This window comes from Streptomyces sp. NPDC030222 (assembly GCF_055573115.1).
In genome coordinates this window covers 1-19,656 of the sequence record NZ_JBVICA010000001.1, presented here as the reverse complement: position 1 = coordinate 19,656, position 19,656 = coordinate 1, and the positions used below count along the sequence as shown (strand labels likewise).

The window sequence follows — 19,656 nt, the reverse complement described above, 5'->3', positions numbered from 1 at the left end:
TCTACGGCCTGGGTACGCTGCGTTCATGGGACATCGCGAGGATCTCCTCGAAGGCGCCAAGCGCTGCCTGCGGGAGAAGGGGTTCGTGCGCACCACTGCGCGCGACATCGTCAAGGAGTCGGGGACGAATCTGGCGTCCATCGGCTACCACTACGGGTCCAAGGACGCGCTGCTCGCCGCCGCGTTCGTGGCCCTGACGGAGGAATGGGGCGCGAAGTCCGGCCCCGTGCACGGGGGTGCGGAAGGCCCCGGCGGATCGCTGGAGCGGTTCGAGGGCATCTGGTCCCGGATGCAGGCGTCCTTCACCGACTTCGCGCCCCTGTGGGCGGCCGGTATGGAGATCGTCACCCAGGGAGACCGGGTGCCCGAGCTGCGGGAGATGCTCGCCAGGACACAGAGCGAGGGCCGCGCGGGCCTCGTCGCCATGTTCACCGGCGAGGACGAGTCCACCCTCGACGACCGTACGGTGAAGGTGCTCGGCGGCTTCTACCAGGTGCTGCTCAACGGGCTGATGGCGCAGTGGCTCCTCGACCCTGACACCGCCCTGACGGCCGACGAACTGACGGAGGGGCTGCGGCGGGTGATGGCCGGGGCGGGCGAGAGGGCCTCGGAAAAGGTCCCGCAGACGGGCCCGGAGGCGGCCCCGGAGAAGGCGTAGCCACCGCAGGGACCACTGCCAGGTCCTGGCGTCGTCGGGCCCGGTTGTCGTCCGGCCTGCTGTCGTTCGATCCCTCCGCGGTCCGGTCGGTCCATCGGTCCGGTCGGTCCCGACAGTGCGGTCAGTCCGTCGGTCCAGTCGGTCTGCGGTCGGTCCCGTCAGCCCGGTCAGTCCGTCGGCCCCGGTCCTGAGCAGGGCCCGGGGCCGTTCACAGCCGTGCCGCCTTCAGCGCCATGTGCAGCAGCAGACGGTCGCGGCCCTCGTCGAGGTCCAGACCGGTGAGCTGCTCCACCCGGGACAGCCGGTAATAGAGCGTCTGCCGGTGAATTCCCAGTTCCGCCGCCGTACGGCCCGCCTGGCCCGCGCAGTCGAGGAAGACCTCGGCCGTGCGGGCCAGTTCGGCGTGGACGGGGGACAGCAGGGCCTGGACGGCGCGGTCACGTGCGGCGCCTGCGGGCAGTGCGGTCAGCATCCGGTACGGGCCGAGCGCCGACCACTCGGCGACCGGGCCGAGCCGGGGTTCCGCCGCGGCCGCCCGTGCCGCGGCGGACGCCTCCCGCCATGCCTCGGGCAGTCCGGCGATCCCGCGGCGCGGCACCGCGATACCGGTGACCGTGGGAACCCCGGCGGCCTCACCCAGCCTGGCGGCTGCGGTGCGCGCGGGGGTGAGCACCTCGGCGGAGCGCAGCCGGACGAGTGCCGCGGCGGCAGGGCCGGCGGAGCCCGGCCCGATGCCGGAGCCTGTACCGCCGTGCGCGGAGCGTCCTGCGGTGCCGGACCGGTCCGCCGCCCGGTCGCCGTGCGGTCCGGGCCGGCCGGACACCTCCGCCGGGCGCCAGGGGAGGGTGCACACAGCCGTGGCGCCGGGAACGCTCCGGATGCCCGGCGGCTCCTCCGCGGACCAGGGGGCCACCACGATCAGGGCGTGCAGCCCTTCCGCCGCCGGTCCGAGCGCCTCGGCCAGCGCGGACACGAGCATGTCGCGCTGCCAGCCGCTCTCCGCGGTGAGCACCGCCCGGAACTCGCGGGCCACGTCGGCACCGGCCTGCTCCTCCACCGCCAGCAGCGCCCCGATCCGTGCCGTCACCTCCATGGCGGCGGACAGACGGTCGTCGCCGGGCCCGGGACCGGTGTCCAGCAGCCACACATAGCCGAGGACGATCCCGCGATGGCGCACCGGCAGACAGATCCGGCCCCGGAACACCCCCGCGTCGGGGGCTGCCGGGATGCGGACCGGCCCCGTCGCGCGGGCGATGCCGAAGCCCTCGAACCACTCCCGTACCGCCGCCGTGGAGGTGCGGGTCAGGATCGACCGGGTGCGGACCGGGTCCATCGCCAGGTCGTCGTCGCTGTCGTGGGCCCCGAAGGCGATCAGCCCGAAATCCCGGTTCTCCAGCGTCGCGGGTGCGCCGAGCAGCGCCGAGATCTCGTCGACGAGTTCCTGGTAGTCGCCTTTCACGGCGACATTCTCCCACCCGGCTTCAGACATTTGTCTGAGATCGCGGACACGGATGCGTGACAGCTGTCGATGGCCGAGGATCGGGTCGATCCTTAGGTTTCACGGTGGTTCTCCGTGCTGTAAGGGATTCGTTCCTCTTGCGGCATCCGTCCGACATGCTCTTTCCGTGGAGGTGCCCCGTGCTGGGTCCCGTGATCCTCGCCGCGTCGCGCAGCGACAGAATGCGCCGTCTGGTGTCGGCCGCCCCGGGCACCAAGCAGGTCGTCGCCCGGTTCATCGCCGGCGAGACGGTCGAGCAGGTCATCCCCGTCGTCGAGGACGCGGCCGCCAGGGGGCTCGAAGTGACCCTGGACGTGGTGGGCGAGGACATCACCACCCGCGAGCAGGCCTTTGCCGCGCGCGACGCCTACCTGGAGCTGATCGAGCACCTGGCCGGCCTCGGCCTCGGCACCCGGGCGGAGATGTCGGTCAAGCTGTCGATGTTCGGACAGTCCCTGGAGGGCGGCCACGAACTGGCCCTCGCGAACGTCCGCCCGGTCGTCGAGGCGGCCGCCGCGATCGGCACCACCGTCACCCTCGACGCCGAGGACCACACCACCCTCGACTCGATGTTCGCCATCCACGAGGAGTTGCGGAAGGACTTCCCGGAGACCGGCTGCGTGATCCAGGCGTACCTCTTCCGCACCGAGGCCGACGCCCGGCGTCTCGCGGCGGCCGGCAGCCGCGTCCGCCTGGTGAAGGGCGCCTACAAGGAGCCCTCCTCCGTCGCCTACCAGGACAAGGCCGAGATCGACAAGGCGTACGTCCGCATCCTGAGGATCCTGATGGAGGGCGAGGGCTACCCGATGATCGGGTCCCACGATCCGCGCCTGGTCGCCGTCGCGCAGGAACTGGCCGCGCGCGCAGGGCGCAAACTGGACGAGTACGAGTTCCAGATGCTCTACGGCATCCGCAGCGACGAGCACGTCCGGCTCGCGGCCGAGGGCCACCGCATGCGCGTCTACACCGCCTACGGCACCGACTGGTACGGCTACTTCATGCGCCGCCTCGCCGAGAAGCCGGCCAACCTGCTCTTCTTCCTCCGCTCGATGATCACCAAGGGCTGAGCCCCTTCCCCGCAAAGGAGACACGGAACTCATGGACGCTGTGACTCAGGTCCCCGCCCCGGTCAACGAGCCGGTGCACGGCTACGCTCCCGGTTCCCCGGAGCGCGGCCGCCTGGAGGCCAAGCTCAAGGAGCTGGCCGACAACCCGATCGACCTCCCCATGACCATCGGCGGAGTGAAGCGGATGGGTGGCGGCGAGGCCTTCCGGGTCGTCCAGCCGCACAACCACGCGGCCGTCCTCGGCACCTACCGCAACGCCACGCAGCAGGACGCCCAGGACGCCGTCGACGCCGCCCTGGCCGCCGCGCCGGCGTGGCGCGCGATGTCCTTCGACGACCGCGCGGCGATCATCCTGCGCGCCGCCGAGCTGCTGGCCGGCCCGTGGCGTGAGACCCTGGCCGCCTCCACCATGCTCGGCCAGTCGAAGACCGCCCAGCAGGCCGAGATCGACACCCCCTGCGAGCTCGTCGACTTCTGGCGCTTCAACGTCGCGTACGCCCGCCAGATCCTGGCCGAGCAGCCGCCGGCGAACTCCCCGGGCGTCTGGAACCGTCTGGACCACCGCCCGCTGGAGGGCTTCGTCTACGCGATCACGCCGTTCAACTTCACGGCCATCGCGGGCAATCTGCCCACCGCCCCCGCCCTCATGGGCAATGTGGTGATCTGGAAGCCGTCCCCGACCCAGACCCACTCCGCCGTGCTCCTGATGGAGCTCCTGGAGGAGGCCGGTCTGCCGAAGGGCGTCATCAACCTGGTGACCGGCGACGGCATCGCCGTCTCCGAGGTGGCCCTGAACCACCCCGACCTCGCCGGCATCCACTTCACCGGCTCGACCAAGACCTTCCAGCACCTGTGGAAGACGGTCGGCACCAACATCGAGAAGTACCGCTCCTACCCGCGGATCGTCGGCGAGACCGGCGGCAAGGACTTCGTCGTCGCGCACCCCAGCGCCGACCGCGCCGTCCTGAAGACCGCGCTGACCCGCGGCTCCTTCGAGTTCCAGGGCCAGAAGTGCTCCGCGTCCTCGCGTGCGTACGTCCCGGCCTCCATCTGGAACGACGGTTTCAAGGAGGAGTTCGCGGCCGAGGTCGACGCCCTCACCATGGGTGACGTCACCGACCTGTCGAACTTTATCGGCGCCGTCATCGACGACCGCGCGTTCGCCAAGAACAAGGCCGCGATCGACCGCGCGAAGGCCGACGAGACCTGCACGGTCGTCGCCGGCGGCACGTACGACGACTCCGAGGGCTGGTTCGTCCGCCCGACGGTCATCGAGTGCTCCGACCCGGAGAACGAGGTCTTCACAACCGAGTACTTCGGCCCGATCCTCGCCGTCCACGTCTACGAGGACGACAAGTACGACGAGATGCTGGAGCAGATGGAGTCGGTCTCGGCCTACGCGCTGACCGGCGCGGTCATCGCGAACGACCGTGCCGCCGCCGCCCACACGATGGAGAAGCTCCGCTACGCCGCGGGCAACTTCTACATCAACGACAAGTCGACCGGTGCCGTCGTCGGCCAGCAGCCCTTCGGCGGCGGCCGCGCCTCCGGCACCAACGACAAGGCCGGTGCCCCTCAGAACCTGATGCGCTGGACGCTGACCCGCGCGATCAAGGAGACCCTGGTGCCGCCGACCGACTACCGCTACCCCCACATGGGCTGACCCCCGGGTCCGCCCGTCCGTGACTCCGCCCCCCGCCGGTTCCCCTACCGGCCGGGGGCGGCTCACGTCCGGCGGGCTTACCCTGCTGGAGAGGGGGCCGGTGAGGAGGGACGACATGCCTGGTTCCACGAGTCTCGGCCCCGGCCACGGGGTCGATGCGATCGAGCATCAGGACGGCCGGCGGCTGGAGTCGGTGCTGCGTGAGCTGGGGCGGCTGCTGACCACGACCGGGCCGGAGCGGCTCACGGATGCGCAGGTGGCCGCACTGTGCCGGGGCGAGCAGAACCACCGGCAGGAACTCGGCGACTGGGCGGACGGGGTCGCCCGGCAGCTCGGCGAACAGGCCTGACGCCCGCGGGCCGCGTCCCGCGGCCCCGGCGAGAGCCCGGAAGCCTCGTGCACCGGTCAGGCGTCCTCGACGCCCCTGATCACGTCCCGCTTCACGGCGTACCAGGCGGAGATCCCGCCGATCGTGCCGGCGATCACGGCGGCGACGAGGATCGCGCCGACGTTCGCGCCGTGGCGCACGGCGAAGGCGGTCGCCACCCCGGACACCACGGTGGCGATGAGGAACCCGGGCAGCTTCCGGCGGTGGGTGGTGCCCAGGAACAGCGTGCCCTTCGGGGCCTCGGGCAGGCTCCGCAGTCCGGCGGCCGGTCCGGAGGTCGCCGCCTTCGGCCGTTTGAAGTACATGAAGTACATCCAGTGGCCGCACGGCTCCCAGCCGTCGGGGGCGAGGCTCTCCGCCACATCGGTGCGCCGCGCAGCCTCGGCGGTCTCCCGGCGGTACTCCCAGCGCATCGCGGAGTCCGGGTCGCGTCGGCTGACGAACCGGCCGAGCCGGTCGATGCGTTCCACCTCCCAGCCCTGCTCGCCGAAGGCGTCGAGCTGCTTGCGGTCGACGTAGATGTCGGCGGCCCACTTCCAGGTCTCGGCCCCGGCCTCCGGTTCCTCGGCGGCCGAGCCCCGGGTGAGGCGGACGGCGAAGTCCTCCGGCGGGCCGAACTCCTCGTGGGCGTCCGCGCCGGACTCGGCGAGGTAGCCGCCGAGGTCGGCGACGGTGGCCGTCACCTCCCGCTCGGTCATTCCGCAGGCGCGCAACTGCGCGGCCAGTTCGTCGAAGTACGTGGTGGCGGTCATGAGGGTCCCCCTGTGGTGGTCAGCATGGTCTGCACGGCGGTGTGGAACTCCAGCCAGGACGCGCTCTGTTCGGCGAGGGCGGTGCGGCCCTCACCGGTGAGCGTGTAGTAGCGGCGTCCGGGTCCGCGCTCGGCGGCCCGGAACTCCCCGACGACGAGCCCGGCTTCCTCCAGCCGGTTGAGCACGGGGTAGAGCGTCCCGCCCTTGATGTCGCCCAGTCCGGCTGCGGACAGTGCCTTGGAGATCTCGTATCCGTAGCTCTCGCCGTCGGTCAGGCAGGAGAGCACGAGGAGATCGAGGACGCCCTTGAGCCAGCTGGATCTGCGGTCTGCGGCCATGCCTGTATTCCAACACCATCTAGGTAGGAATGCAACCTAGGTGGCTGTGCTGCTGTATGCCGTCTCAGATAGTAGGAAGTCCGAGTAATCGTGGAGACAGATGCGCGCGGCTCCCCTAGCTTGGTAGGAGCCGAACGTCTCGCTCCTACCAGCGAATGGCGGTCGCGAGCCCGTGCCCTGTGGCAGGTCACCCCTGCGGCACCGCTCCCCGCCCCCTCCGGCGCCTTCACACCGGCCGTGCGCTTCCGCCGCCCGGCACCCCACTCTGAAGGAGTCGATCCCCATGACCCAGACGACCGTCCGCCGTCGTGTCCGCCACACGCAGCGCACCATCGAATCCGACCGCAAGAACGCCGCCGCCGCCCTGCAGCGGGCCCTCGACCGCCGGGACAACGGCGGAGAGACCGGCCACTGACGGGGTCAGGGTGTTGCCTGCCCGGTGTCCGCCGGGACGCGGCTTGTCCATATGGCGGACCAGCCGTGTCAGGCACTGGGACGAGGAGTAGGGTGCCGACATGTCGCGCAGCATCAATCTCGCAGTGATCCCCGGTGACGGAATCGGCCCGGAGGTCGTGGCCCAGGGGCTCAAGGTCCTTGCCGCGGTGCTCCCGCAGGATGTGAAGCTGGAGACCAAGGAGTACGACCTCGGTGCCCAGCGGTGGCACCGGACCGGGGAGACCCTGCCGGACGCCGAACTCGAAGCGCTCAAGCAGCACGACGCGATCCTGCTCGGCGCGATCGGCGACCCGTCCGTGCCCTCCGGGGTGCTGGAGCGCGGACTGCTGCTCAAGCTGCGGTTCGCCTTCGACCACTTCGTCAACCTGCGCCCCTCGAAGCTCTTCCCCAACACGGCCACCCCGCTGGCCGGCCGTCCGGACATCGACTTCGTCGTCGTCCGCGAGGGTACCGAGGGCCCCTACACCGGCAACGGCGGCTCGCTGCGGACCGGCACCCCCGCCGAGGTCGCGACCGAGGTCAGCGTCAACACCGCGTACGGCGTGGAGCGTGTCGTCCGGAATGCCTTCGAGCGGGCGAATGCCCGGCCCCGCAGGAAGCTGACGCTCGTCCACAAGAACAACGTGCTGGTCCACGCCGGCCACCTGTGGAAGAACCTCTTCGACGCGGTGGCCGCGGAGTACCCGGACGTCACCACCGACTACCTGCACGTCGACGCCGCGACGATCTTCTTCGTCACCCAGCCGGAGCGCTTCGACGTCATCGTCACCGACAACCTCTTCGGCGACATCCTCACCGACCTCGCCGCGGCCGTGACCGGCGGCATCGGCCTGGCCGCCTCCGGCAACATCAACCCGACCGGGGCCTTCCCGTCGATGTTCGAGCCCGTCCACGGCTCGGCGCCGGACATCGCCGGCACCGGCAAGGCCGACCCCACCGCCACCATCCTCTCCGTCGCCCTCCTGCTGCGGCACCTCGGCCACGAAGCCGAGGCCGTCCGTATCGAGGAGGCCGTCTCCGCCGACCTGGCGGAGCGGGACGGCACGCCCCGCACCACCGACGAGATCGGCGACGCGCTCGTGGTACGCGTAACGAGCTGACCCGTCGACGACGCACAGCCGCCGGGTCATCAGCACCCGGCGGCTTCGTCATGCGTGGCCGCGGGTGCGGTGGCCTCCGGGCCGGTTCAAGACCGTCCCCGAACGGGACGCCGCCGGACGGCAGTCCGCCGTCCGGCGGAATCCGGACTCAATCCGGGATGTCAATCCGGACGTCAACCCGGACCGTCAACCCCCGGCCGCGCACACATTCCCCCCGGCCACCCCGTTTCGTCCACGGCCGCCTCCGGGCGATAATCGAACGCGGGCCGCGGTACGAGGCGAAGGATCGGACGTCCTGGAACAGGGCTGTACGGACGTGAGCGCGGTCCGTCACACACAACCGGTGAAGGACACGTACCCATGACGACGCCCACGATCGAGCTCAAGCCGACCGCGCACCCGCTCTCCGACGCGGAGCGCGAGGCGATCCTCGCCAGCCCCGGTTTCGGCCGCCACTTCACCGATCACATGGTGACCATCAAGTGGACCGAGGGCCGCGGATGGCACGACGCCCAGCTGGTGCCGTACGGCCCGCTGTCACTCGACCCGGCGAACATGACCCTGCACTACGCGCAGGAGATCTTCGAGGGACTCAAGGCCTACCGTCGCCCCGACGGTTCGGTCGCCACCTTCCGCCCCGAGGCCAACGCCCGCCGCTTCCAGACCTCCGCCCGCCGGCTGGCCATGCCCGAGCTGCCCGTCGAGCTGTTCATCGCGGCCTGCGACGCGCTGGTCCAGCAGGACAAGGCATGGGTCCCGGCGCACGGCGGCGAGGAGTCCCTGTACCTCCGCCCGTTCATGTTCGCCACCGAGGTCGGCCTCGGTGTGAAGCCCGCCAACGAGTACCTCTTCATCGTCATCGCCTCGCCCGCCGGCGCGTACTTCCAGGGCGGAGTGAAGCCGGTCTCCGTGTGGCTCTCGGAGAACTACGTCCGGGCCGTCCCCGGCGGCATGGGCTTCGCCAAGACCGGCGGCAACTACGCCGCCTCGCTGCTCGCCCAGGCCGAGGCGGCCGAGCAGGGCTGCGACCAGGTGGTCTGGCTGGACGCGCTGGAGCACCAGTGGGTCGAGGAAATGGGCGGCATGAACCTGTACTTCGTGTACGGGGACCGTATCGTCACGCCCGAACTGACCGGTTCGCTCCTCGCCGGCATCACCCGTGACTCGCTCCTCAAGGTCGCCCGCGACCTCGGCTACGAGTCCGAGGAGGGCCGCATCTCCACCGAGGACTGGAGGCGCGACACCGAGAACGGCACGCTCACCGAGGTGTTCGCCTGCGGCACCGCCGCCGTGATCACCCCGGTCGGCACGGTCAAGCACGCCGGCGGCGAATGGACCCAGGGCGACGGCGAGCCCGGTGAGGTCACGCTGCAGCTCCGCAAGGCGCTGCTCGACATCCAGACGGGTGTCGCGGAGGACGTCCACGGCTGGATGCACCCGCTCGGCTGACACCCGCGCGCGTACGCGGAGGGCCGCACCGGCGTCACGCCGGTGCGGCCCTCCGCCGTCCGGGCCGCTCTCTGCGCGGGTCACACATCGCCGAGTTCGTCCACGAGGCACGGCTCGGGGAACGCCCGGCGAACACCCCGGGGAACACAACGCACGCAAGTAGTCAGGATCGTTGCCGGATGCACCCTTGTCCGGCTTCTGTGATCTCCGGCACGGTTGCGGTCCATGGGACGACAGCACTGGAAGAAGATCTGGGTGGGTTCCGCCGGGAACATGGTGGAATGGTTTGACTGGTTCGTCTACGCGAGCTTCGCCACGTACTTCGCGGGGGCGTTCTTCCCCGAGGGCAATGACACCGCCAAGCTCATGAACACCGCCGGCATCTTCGCCGTCGGCTTCTTCATGCGGCCCGTGGGCGGCTGGCTGCTCGGCAGGGTCGGTGACCGCAAGGGCCGCAAGGCGGCGCTCACCCTGACCGTGACCCTGATGTCGGCGTCGGCCGTGCTCATCGCCGTCGCCCCGACGTACGCGGTCGCAGGATACGGCGGCGCCGCGGTGCTGCTGATCGCCCGTCTGCTCCAGGGGCTCTCGGTGGGCGGTGAGTACGCGGCCAGCGCGACCTATCTCACCGAGGCGTCGGACCCGCGGCACCGCGGATTCGCGTCGAGCTTCCAGTACGTGTCCATGACGGCCGGTCAGATCGTGGGGCTGGGCCTGCAGATCGTGCTCCAGCGCACCATGTCGGACGAGGCCCTGCACAGCTGGGGCTGGCGCATCCCCTTCGTCATCGGTGCACTCGGCGCGGCCGTCGTCTTCTACCTGCGCCGCAACATGCTGGAGACCGAGGTCTACGAGGAGTCAGCCGACGGCACCGCGCCCGAGGACAAGGGCACGCTCAAGGCTCTGTGGGCGCACCGGCGCGAGGCATTCCTCGTCATCGCGCTCACCATGGGCGGCACGGTCGCGTACTACACGTACACGACCTACCTCACCAAGTACCTCTCGAACTCGGCGGGCCTGCCGAAGCAGACCGCGACGCTGGTCTCCTTCTGCGCGCTCATCGTCTTCGCGTGCCTCCAGCCGCTGGCCGGGCGGCTCTCCGACCGCGTCGGGCGGCGGCCGCTGCTGATCACCTTCGCGGTCGGTTCCACCCTGCTGACCGTCCCGATCATGACGATGCTCCGGCACGCCGGATCCTTCTGGCCCGCGCTCGGCCTCGCCCTGCTGGCCCTCGTCGTCGTCACCGGCTACACCTCGATCAACGCCTGCGTGAAGGCCGAGCTCTTCCCGACCGGGGTCCGCGCCCTGGGCGTCGCGCTCCCGTACGCCATCGCCAACGCCCTCTTCGGCGGCACCGCCGAGTACGTGGCCCTGTGGTTCAAGGACACGGGCCTCGAATCCGGCTACTACTGGTACGTCGCGGGCTGCGCGGCGGTCTCCCTCGTCGTCTACGTCACGATGCGGGAGACCCGGGACATCGACCTCACCCGTGTCTCCGCGTCCCCGGCGTCGACGCCCCCAGCCGGTCCCGAGGCCCTGGCTCCCGCCCTCGACCGCCGCCCGAGCTGAGGCCCGCCCCGCAGGTGTCCCCGCCGTGTCCCAGCCGGTGTCCCCACAGGGCCCCCGCCGTGTCCCCGCAGGGTCCTCCCGTACGGGGCAGCCGTCGGGCACGCCGACAGGCAGGGGGCGGACGGGAGGCGGACAGGAGGCCGAAAAGGGAGACGACCGCATCGTGAGACCGGCCACCGGCCTTCGTGGACATATGGCACACTGCGAACGTGCTCGCATTCGCCATGATTATCGGCAGCAGCGCGCCGGTCCGCAGTGACCGCTGACCCGTGGCAGTACCCTCCGCGGCGGCGGCCACCGTGCCCCAGACCCGCGCGCAGACCTCTCGCACCCGCGAGAGGTTTTTTCGTTTCCCGGCAGCACCCACCGCCGGGGGCGGCCCGCGCGCGATGATGGGGGCAAGTGGAGCCCGGAATTCCGGACCACTCATCCGACAGGAGTCACCAGAGCCATGACCACCACAGGCCCCGACGACAGTTTCCACGTCTTCGACACCACGCTGCGCGACGGCGCCCAGCGTGAGGGCATCAACCTCACCGTGGCGGACAAGCTGACCATCGCCCGGCACCTGGACGACTTCGGCGTCGGCTTCGTCGAGGGCGGCTGGCCCGGTGCCAACCCCAGGGACACCGAGTTCTTCGCCCGCGCGCAGAAGGAGATCACCTTCCGGAACGCCCGGCTGGTCGCCTTCGGGGCCACCCGGCGGGCGGGCGGCACGGCCGCCACCGACCTCCAGGTCAAGGCGCTCCTCGACTCCGGCGCCCCCGTGATCACCCTGGTCGCGAAGTCCCATGACGCCCATGTCGAGAAGGCGCTGCGCACCACCCTCGACGAGAACCTGGAGATGGTCCGGGACACCGTCTCGTACCTCGTGTCCCAGGGCCGCCGGGTCTTCGTCGACTGCGAGCACTTCTTCGACGGGTACCGTGCCAACCCGGCGTACGCCAAGGCGGTCGTCCGGGCCGCGGCCGAGGCCGGAGCCGACGTCGTGGTCCTGTGCGACACCAACGGCGGCATGCTCCCCGCCCAGATCGGCGCGGTCGTGTCCACCGTGCTGGCCGACACCGGGGCCCGGCTCGGGATCCACGCCCAGGACGACACCGGCTGCGCGGTCGCCAACACCCTCGCCGCCGTCGACGCGGGCGCCACGCACGTCCAGTGCACCGCGAACGGCTACGGCGAGCGGGTCGGGAACGCCAACCTCTTCCCGGTCGTCGCCGCGCTGGAGCTCAAGTACGGCAGGACCGTCCTGCCCGAGGGATCCCTGCGCGAGATGACCCGCATCTCCCACGCCATCGCCGAGGTCGTCAACCTCACGCCCTCCACCCATCAGCCGTACGTGGGAGTCTCCGCCTTCGCCCACAAGGCGGGGCTGCACGCTTCCGCGATCAAGGTCGATCCCGACCTGTACCAGCACATCGACCCCCAGCAGGTCGGCAACACCATGCGGATGCTGGTCTCCGACATGGCCGGCCGCGCCTCCATCGAGCTCAAGGGCCGGGAACTCGGCATCGACCTCGGAGGCGACCGGGAACTCGTCGGCCGGGTCGTGGAGCGCGTGAAAGAACGCGAACTCCAGGGCTACACGTACGAGGCCGCCGACGCCTCCTTCGAACTGCTGCTGCGCGCCGAGGCGGAGGGCCGTGCCCGCCGCTACTTCCGCATCGAGTCGTGGCGCGCCATCGCCGAGGACCGCCCCGACGGCATCCACGCGAACGAGGCCACCGTGAAGCTCTGGGCCAAGGGCGAGCGCATGGTCGCCACCGCGGAGGGCAACGGCCCCGTCAACGCCCTGGACCTGGCCCTGCGGGTCGCCCTGGAGAAGATCTACCCGCAGCTCGCCAAGCTGCAGCTGGTCGACTACAAGGTCCGCATCCTCGAGGCGAGCCACGGCTCGGAATCGATCACCCGGGTGCTGATCACCACGAGCGACGGCACGGGCGAGTGGTCCACCGTGGGGGTGGCCCCCAATGTGATCGCCGCATCCTGGCAGGCCCTGGAGGACGCCTACACCTACGGGCTGCTGCGCGCCGGTGTGGAGCCCGCGGAATAGACCGCACGGAGGGCACGGGGGAGCGAACCTCAAGTGGGATCGAATGGATCCCAAAAGGTGTCGAATGGATACCAACAGGACACTTGTTCCTATTCAGCGCGTTTCGGGTAGTTTCGAGTTATGAGGTCGAGGCTCCTGTTCTTCCTGTTCGGCCTGCTGCTCGCCCTGGTGGCGGTGGCGGCGCCGGCGGGTGCCGCCACGGGGGTGTCCGAGGCGGCCGCCGCCCTCCAGAAGGGCCCTGTCTACGTCGACCCGCGGGCGTCCGGCCAGCTGTCGGACGCCCAGGCCGATGCCCTGGCCGAGAAGATCGAGAAGGCTGACAAACCGGTCTTCGTGGCCGTACTCCCCAGCACCGCCGAGTTCCCGCCCGAAGGGCTGCTGCGGAACCTGCGGACCGACACCGGCATCGCCGGCGTGTACGCCGTCCGGCTCGGCGACGGCTTCGACGCGGGTGCGGACCGCAGAGTGATGTCCGTCCGGGCCGTCGACAACCTCGTCGAGGCCGTGAAGGCCCCCGGCACCGCCACCGACGCCGCCACCCAGCTGAACGCCTTCGTCGACCAGGCGATCCCGCAGGCCCGGGGCACCGCGCCCGCCTCCTGGAGCGACGGTGCGGACACCGGCACCGGTTCCGGCGGCGTCACCGCCCTGGTCACCCTCGGCGCCCTGGCCGCCGCGGGTGGTGCCGCGGCGTACGCAGTGGGGCGCCGCAACCGCCGGCGCCGTGCCGAGGAGGAGCGCGCCGCCCTCGACAGGCTGCGGGTCGTCGTGGACGAGGACATCACCTCGTACGGCGAGGAACTGGACCGGCTCGAGTTCCACCCGGCCGAGCCCGGCGCCGACGACGCGATGCGCGCCGACTACGAGCGGGCCCTCGACTCCTACGAGACGGCCAAGTCGCGGATGGCCGCGGCCCGGCACCCCTCGGACGTGCGCGGGGTGACGGAGGCCCTGGAGGGGGGCCGGTTCTCGCTGGCGGTGCTCGCCGCCCGCCGTGAGCACCGGCCGCTGCCGGAGCGCCGCGCCCCCTGCTTCTTCGATCCGCGCCACGGCCCGTCCACCGGGGACATCACCTGGGCCCCGTCCGGCGGATACCCCCGTGACGTCCCGGTCTGCGCGGCCGACGCGACGCGCATCCAGGACGGGCAGGACCCCATGTCCCGCACGGTCGACACCGACCGCGGCCGCCGCCCGTACTGGGAGGCGGGTCCCGCGTACGGCCCATGGGCCGGCGGATACTTCGGCGGCGGGATCCTGCCGGGTCTGCTGGCGGGCACGCTGCTCGGCAGCATGCTCTCCACCCCCGCCTACGCGGCCGAATACGGCGGCGCCGACTTCTCCTCGGGCTTCGACGGCGGTGACTACTCCGGCGCCGACTTCGACTCCTCCGGCTTCGGCGGGGGTGACTTCGGCGGTGGCTTCGGTGGCGGCGGCTTCGACGGTGGGGGAGGCTTCTAAGGTCACGTGAGCCGACCCGAGAGGCGAAGGAGCCCCGGCCCATGACCACCACGAGTTTTGTGACCGGCAGCCCCAACTGGATCGACCTCGGCAGCCCCGACCCCCAGGCGGCCGCCGGTTTCTACGGGCGGGTGTTCGACTGGGTCTTCCGGCCGCTGGGCCCCGAGGGCGAGGACGTCGAGGAGAGCGACTACGGCTTCTTCCAGAAGGGCGGCAGGACGGTCGCCGCCCTCGGAAAGCTCACCGAGCAGGGCGCGCACTCCGCGTGGATGGTCTACTTCCAGAGCCCCGACGCGGACGCCACCGCCCAGGCCGTGGAGCAGAACGGCGGTACGGTCCGGCTCCCGCCGTTCGACGCGATGGACGCGGGCCGGCTCGGCCAGTTCACCGACCCCTCGGGCGCCCAGTTCGCCGTCTGGCAGCCCGGCAGCATCACCGGCCTGGGGGTCACCGGGGAGGCCGACACCCTGCTCTGGGCGGAGCTGCACACCGCCGACCCGGAGACGACGCTCGGCTTCTACCGCGCGCTCTTCGGCTGGCGCTGGGACGCCCGGGAGACCTCCGGCATGATCTACCGCGTGCTGTCGACCGCCGAGGGCGAGCAGGGCGAGTCGGAGTTCGGGGGCGCGGCGGACCTCATGGAGGGGGACAGCCCGCACTGGGAGCTGTACTTCGCCGTCGACGACGTCGACGCGATCGCGACCCGCGTGGAGCAGGCCGGCGGCACGGTCCGCATCCCGCCGATGGACCTCGCCGACGTCGGTCGCCTCGGCTGGTTCGCCGACCCCTTCGGCGCACCGTTCGCGGTCCTCAAGCCGAACCCCATGCAGACCTGAGCTGCCCGGGCCCGTGAGGCGGCGGCGAGGCCGCGGCCCGCTCAGCCGGGTGCGGCGGGGATGTGTCGGCCTCCCGAGCCGGCGAGTGCTGCCGAGCGCCACCGTGTCCGCGAAGGTACGGGCGAGCGGGCGAAGACGCCCCGGCGGCGCACCGCCCACCCCACGGGCAGCCGAGGCAGGCCGGGCACGGGCAGGAAACGCAGCGGGCCTGATGCGTCGTCGGCGTGCGGGAGGGTCTGTGGACGTCGGCCGGCTCCACATCCCCGACCCGGCTGCGGGCCGCGAGCGGGTCGCCGGCCGGCACGGCCCGGACGGCCGGCCCGGACCGTGCCGCAGGGCGGGCGGGTGCCGACCCGCCGCCGGTATCCGCACGTGCAGTGCTCGCCCAGTCCTAGCCCAGTCCTGGCCGCCCCCGCCGGAGACCGGATCGCCCCGGCGGCTGACTAGGCGCCGACCGTTCCGTCGGCGAGTTCCCGGAGTATGTCCAAGTGGCCGTTGTGGCGGGCGGTTTCCTCGATCAGGTGCAGGATGATCCACCGCAGCGTGACCCGGGTGCCGTCGCGGACGGGGCGCTCGGCCGGGGCGTCGAGGTCCGTCGTGGCGATCAGCTCACGGAAGCGGGCGCTCTGGGTCTCGTAGTCCTCGAGGAGCTGCGCGAGGGGGATGTCGACCGCGATGCGCATCTCGCGGTCCGGGTCCTCCGCCGTCCAGGGGCCCTGGTCCTCGGCGCCCAGGAAGACCACGTCGAACCACCAGTGCTCCACCCAGCGCAGATGGCTGATCAGACCGCACAGGGTCATCAGAGGGGAGCCAGGCAGCGGGGCCTTGACGGCGTCCTCGGGCGAGATGTCCTCGCATTTGGCGCGGGCGGTGTCGCGGGCGTATTCGAGGAAGGCCGTGAGCGTGGCGCGTTCGTCCCAGGTGGACGGCATGTCGGTGCGTGTCATCCGATGCATGATGTTGGATCGACCAGCTGCTGTCGAACGAATTGGCGGGACAGCGGTGTTGGCGGCGGCGATGGCCCCCGCGCCGCCTACCGCCACCGTTCACCGCCGCCGTCCGTGGGTTCAGCCGACGACCTTGTAGAGCGTCTGGCCGGTGGGCGTGAGACCCACCCTCCGCAGGGCCGGGTCGTTCGGAGGCAGCCCGCCCTCGAAGTCCCACCGCAGCAGCCACTTGACGCGGTAGCGGTGCAGGACGGCCAGTCGGTCCTCGCGGGACGTGCCGGACGCGAAGAAGCGCTGCACGGCGTCCCGTCGCTCCTGCTGGTCCGGCAGGAAGACGTCCTCGAAACCGGGGGCCACGACGTACGGGCCGTACGCGGGGACCATCAGGCTGGCACGGTAGGTCGTCAGCACGGTGTCACCGTGCTTCACCGACTTCATGATCCACGGATAGCCCTCCCAGGAGGGCCAGGTCTCCTTCCGTACAGCCTGCGGCAGCGCGTCCCCGACGATCACGAAGCCGAGCGCGCCGGCCTGCGCCCAGGCGCCGATCATCAGGGCGGCGGTGGCCACTGTCACGAAGACGTTCCGGAACAGCCGGCCGGTGCCCTTCGCCAGTGAGATCGCGAGGGCCAGCTGCGCCGGGACGAGGACGGCGGGCAGGGTCCTGCCGTACGACCAGTGGGCGGTGTAGGCGCCGGCCACGACCGTCAGCGTGCCCATGACGAAGAACAGCACGAGCGGGTCCCGGTGGTTGCGCCGCCACCGGAAGGCCAGGGCGAGGACCCCGGCCAGTGCGAGGGCGAACCGGGAGGGCATGTGCTCGTAGAGCGGGCGGTGGATGTCCTCCAGGCCTTCGAAGGCGAACAGCGAGAAGAACGAGTAGTACGGCCACAGGACGAGCAGCACCACGGCCAGACCCGCCCCCGCACCCAGGCGCAGCAGGGTCTCCCGGCTGGCCCGCGGCTGCGAGCCGATCACCAGGGCCAGCGCCCCCAACGTGGCGACCACCCCGGTGTACTGGTGGCTCAGGAGGATCACGGCCCACATCAGCCCCAGGCCGAGGAAGGCACGCCAGGAGGCGGCGCCGCGCAGTGCCTTGGCGAGCAGTGCCCAGAAGTGGAAGGAGAGCGCGAAGACGAAGGTGCTCGGGTAGGAGATGGTCAGCGCGAGCGACCGCAGCTCCAGGAAGCCGCTCCAGGCCAGCGGTGGCGGACCCCACAGCAGGATCAGGCTGAGGACGGCGAGCGGCGGCGCGGCCCGCCGGGCGGTGAGCGTCCGGGTGAAGTGCCAGATGCCGCTGAGCAGAAGGACGAGACCGGTCAGTGCGGCGAAGCGCAACACCGTGAACGTGTCGAACCCGGTCACCTTGGCGAGCACGCCCAGCACCAGTGTCCACGGCGAGTAGTAGGGACTGTCCGTGCCGGCGTCGACCTGCGGACTGCCGGGGTGGAACAGATCCGTGCGCAGGCGCTCGATGGTGGCGGCGTGGATGCCCAGATCGCCGTTCCACGGCAGCCGGACGATCAGCAGCAGCAGGACCGTCGCCAGGAGCAGTACGGCCGACCACGCAAGGGCGAGCGCGACCGCTCCCGGTGTCGGCCGGTGGCCCGCGGCCGGGGGTCCGGCTTCGGGCGGGCCGTCCGTCGGCGTCGTCACCGCAGGCCGGTCGGCCTGTACGTCGTCGATCTCGTCGAGGTAGGTCACGCGTTCGCCCTCCACCGGATGCCGGGGCCGTCGCGGCCCGATCCGGGTGAATCGGTCCATTCATACAGCAAAGGCAAATCCCAGTTTCTAGCAGGCATTCGACGCTTCCCGTGGTTGTGCGAGGCGTGTCGCGCCTCCCGAAACCGGTGGCCCGGAGGGGGAGTTGTGTGAGGGGCGGACAAGGCGACCGCCCCCGGCGTGCCGTGTGCCGCCGGGGACGGTCCCGTGTCGCGGTCACCGGCCGGGACCGGTTCAGGCGGACTTGATCGCGGAGATGTCGAAGTTCAGCTTGACCTTGTCGCTGACCACGACGCCGCCGGTCTCGAGCGCGGCGTTCCAGGTGAGACCCCACTCGGACCGCAGGATCTCGGCGCTGCCCTCGAAGCCGACGCGCTCGTTGCCGTACGGGTCGGTGGCGGTGCCGTTGAACTCCAGGTCGATGGCGAGCGGGCGGGTGACGTCCTTGATGGTGAGGTCGCCCGTGATCCGGTACTTGTCGCCGCCGAGTACCTCGGCGCGGGTGGACCGGAACGACATCCGCGGGAACTGCCCGGCGTCGAAGAAGTCCGCGCTGCGCAGGTGGGCGTCGCGGTCGGCGATACCGGTGTCGATGCTGTCGATTTTGACGTCGATCACCGCGCTGGACCTGGCCGGGTCGGAGCCGTCGAGGGTCAGGGTGCCCTCGTGGTCGCCGAATGCGCCGCGGACATTGGTCACCATGGCGTGGCGCACGGTGAAGCCGATGCTGCTGTGGGCCGGGTCGATGGTGTAGGTGCCGGTCAGTGCGGCGAGGGCCGGGTCGACGGGCAGCGTCGCGACGGCGGTGGCGGTGTCGTTCTTGCGGTTGAAGAGACCCATGGCTACTCCTCGGTCGTGGGGGTCGGTTCAAGGTTGTTTAACCTTCAACGAGAATTACCGTAACCCCGTTCTGTTCAAAGTTCAACCATTGGGGTCGGGGGCGGATGCCGATCGCGTGCGCCGGTCCGGGTCGTCCCGGGGTGTGGCGGCTCATGCCGGCGAACTCCTCGGAGGGGGCCGACCGGGTGAACGCCCGGTACGTCCATTCGGTGATATTCCGGGCAGGGGATGGCCGTGGCCACGGCTCTGATGTACGTCGTGACCCTGCTGGTGATCCCCGCCAATGGCCCTGGGTCCGGGATCGGGGCCCGCCGGCGCTTTGCCCGGCCGCCCGCGGTTCTCCCGGACGGGGAGAGGGCCGGTACGGTGGGACCGTCCGTGATGCTGCGGCACTCGCCGCCCGCCCTGTTCACCGGCCCGTCCTGGCGGGGCAACCCGCCGGGGCGCGGACCCCCCGCAAGGTGGCGGACCGCCACCGGGCAACCCGGGTCCGGCGGGATCGTCATGCGATGTTCATGCCGCCGACCGTCGGTGGCGGCTCCGGCCCCGCTTCCAGCCATTTTTGTGGAACCTCTATAACCACGAGGGGTGGGGAGCTGTGCACTCACGCGGAATTCGGAGCGGTTCTGTCCGTCCCCGCCAGGAAACCGGGCGGGAGACTGTACGGAGTCAACGGCGGGTTTGGCTTCCCGCGCTTCGTAGGGTCAGTACATGACCGTTGTGGACGAGACGCCGAGCGAGGCCAAGGATGCGCGCGGACGGGTTGCCGAGCTGCACGCGCTGCGCGAGCAGGCCGTGCGGGGCCCCAGTGACCGTGCGACCGAGGCCCAGCACGCCAAGGGCAAGCTGACCGCGCGCGAGC

General features: G+C 71.0%; 17 protein-coding genes. 11 read left to right on the top strand and 6 right to left on the bottom strand.

Annotated features, from left to right (window positions below; genetic code table 11):
- Positions 1–25: 25 nt before the first annotated feature.
- A complete protein-coding gene (locus ACZ4Z5_RS00085) occupies positions 26–658 on the top strand; it encodes a TetR/AcrR family transcriptional regulator (protein WP_468254102.1) in 633 nt (210 codons plus the stop codon).
- Between the two features lie 208 nt (positions 659–866).
- Here the strand turns inward: ACZ4Z5_RS00085 and ACZ4Z5_RS00080 are convergent, their stop codons facing one another.
- Positions 867–2,117 carry a PucR family transcriptional regulator gene (locus ACZ4Z5_RS00080; RefSeq protein ID WP_468254097.1) on the bottom strand — a complete coding sequence of 417 codons (1,251 nt, stop codon included), beginning with the start codon at positions 2,115–2,117 and terminating at the stop codon, positions 867–869.
- A 179-nt stretch (positions 2,118–2,296) separates the two neighbouring features.
- On the opposite strand from ACZ4Z5_RS00080, the gene ACZ4Z5_RS00075 reads away from it, so the two are divergent.
- The 3 genes from ACZ4Z5_RS00075 to ACZ4Z5_RS00065 all read left to right on the top strand — a co-directional run bounded on the left by ACZ4Z5_RS00075 (position 2,297) and on the right by ACZ4Z5_RS00065 (position 5,235).
- Entirely contained in the window at positions 2,297–3,223 is a 927-nt protein-coding gene (locus ACZ4Z5_RS00075) for a proline dehydrogenase family protein (protein WP_468254087.1), read from the top strand.
- Positions 3,224–3,254: 31 nt separating this feature from the next.
- Positions 3,255–4,886, top strand: coding sequence for an L-glutamate gamma-semialdehyde dehydrogenase (gene pruA / locus ACZ4Z5_RS00070; RefSeq protein ID WP_468254079.1), 1,632 nt, complete (start codon positions 3,255–3,257; stop codon positions 4,884–4,886).
- Between the two features lie 115 nt (positions 4,887–5,001).
- A complete protein-coding gene (locus ACZ4Z5_RS00065; protein WP_468254074.1) occupies positions 5,002–5,235 on the top strand; it encodes a hypothetical protein in 234 nt (77 codons plus the stop codon).
- 56 nt (positions 5,236–5,291) lie between these two features.
- On the opposite strand, the gene ACZ4Z5_RS00060 is transcribed toward ACZ4Z5_RS00065, so the two are convergent.
- Both ACZ4Z5_RS00060 and ACZ4Z5_RS00055 read right to left on the bottom strand, forming a co-directional pair.
- A complete protein-coding gene (locus ACZ4Z5_RS00060) occupies positions 5,292–6,026 on the bottom strand; it encodes a hypothetical protein (RefSeq protein ID WP_468254070.1) in 735 nt (244 codons plus the stop codon).
- The gene (locus tag ACZ4Z5_RS00055) at positions 6,023–6,364 is read right to left on the bottom strand and encodes a PadR family transcriptional regulator (protein WP_468254065.1); all 342 of its coding nucleotides are present in this window, start codon (positions 6,362–6,364) and stop codon (positions 6,023–6,025) included. Before ACZ4Z5_RS00055 ends, ACZ4Z5_RS00060 begins: the two co-directional genes overlap by 4 nt.
- A 283-nt stretch (positions 6,365–6,647) precedes the next feature.
- Here ACZ4Z5_RS00055 and ACZ4Z5_RS00050 point away from each other — a divergent pair, with 283 nt between their 5' ends.
- The 7 genes from ACZ4Z5_RS00050 (at position 6,648) to ACZ4Z5_RS00020 (ending at position 15,285) form a co-directional block, all read left to right on the top strand.
- Positions 6,648–6,779, top strand: a complete 132-nt coding sequence (locus tag ACZ4Z5_RS00050) for a hypothetical protein (RefSeq protein ID WP_468254060.1) — start codon at positions 6,648–6,650, stop codon at positions 6,777–6,779.
- A gap of 100 nt (positions 6,780–6,879) precedes the next feature.
- A complete protein-coding gene (locus tag ACZ4Z5_RS00045) occupies positions 6,880–7,920 on the top strand; it encodes a 3-isopropylmalate dehydrogenase (protein ID WP_468254057.1) in 1,041 nt (346 codons plus the stop codon).
- A 360-nt stretch (positions 7,921–8,280) separates the two neighbouring features.
- Entirely contained in the window at positions 8,281–9,369 is a 1,089-nt protein-coding gene (locus ACZ4Z5_RS00040) for a branched-chain amino acid aminotransferase (protein ID WP_468254053.1), read from the top strand.
- 225 nt (positions 9,370–9,594) lie between these two features.
- Positions 9,595–10,938 carry an MFS transporter gene (locus tag ACZ4Z5_RS00035; protein WP_468254051.1) on the top strand — a complete coding sequence of 448 codons (1,344 nt, stop codon included), beginning with the start codon at positions 9,595–9,597 and terminating at the stop codon, positions 10,936–10,938.
- A 451-nt stretch (positions 10,939–11,389) separates the two neighbouring features.
- The gene (gene cimA, locus ACZ4Z5_RS00030; RefSeq protein ID WP_468254048.1) at positions 11,390–12,991 is read left to right on the top strand and encodes a citramalate synthase; all 1,602 of its coding nucleotides are present in this window, start codon (positions 11,390–11,392) and stop codon (positions 12,989–12,991) included.
- A gap of 120 nt (positions 12,992–13,111) precedes the next feature.
- On the top strand, positions 13,112–14,449 hold the full coding sequence (locus ACZ4Z5_RS00025) for a hypothetical protein (protein ID WP_468254043.1): 1,338 nt from the start codon (positions 13,112–13,114) through the stop codon (positions 14,447–14,449).
- Between the two features lie 41 nt (positions 14,450–14,490).
- Complete coding sequence (locus ACZ4Z5_RS00020; protein ID WP_468254038.1) at positions 14,491–15,285, top strand: VOC family protein; 795 nt, start codon at positions 14,491–14,493, stop codon at positions 15,283–15,285.
- 443 nt (positions 15,286–15,728) lie between these two features.
- Here the strand turns inward: ACZ4Z5_RS00020 and ACZ4Z5_RS00015 are convergent, their stop codons facing one another.
- The 3 genes from ACZ4Z5_RS00015 to ACZ4Z5_RS00005 all read right to left on the bottom strand — a co-directional run bounded on the left by ACZ4Z5_RS00015 (position 15,729) and on the right by ACZ4Z5_RS00005 (position 18,794).
- Positions 15,729–16,232: a DinB family protein gene (locus ACZ4Z5_RS00015; protein WP_468254030.1), complete on the bottom strand. Its 504-nt coding sequence runs from the start codon at positions 16,230–16,232 to the stop codon at positions 15,729–15,731.
- Between the two features lie 120 nt (positions 16,233–16,352).
- Entirely contained in the window at positions 16,353–17,996 is a 1,644-nt protein-coding gene (locus ACZ4Z5_RS00010; RefSeq protein ID WP_468254025.1) for a hypothetical protein, read from the bottom strand.
- A gap of 192 nt (positions 17,997–18,188) precedes the next feature.
- Positions 18,189–18,794, bottom strand: a complete 606-nt coding sequence (locus ACZ4Z5_RS00005; RefSeq protein ID WP_468254018.1) for a YceI family protein — start codon at positions 18,792–18,794, stop codon at positions 18,189–18,191.
- Positions 18,795–19,656 lie beyond the last annotated feature (862 nt).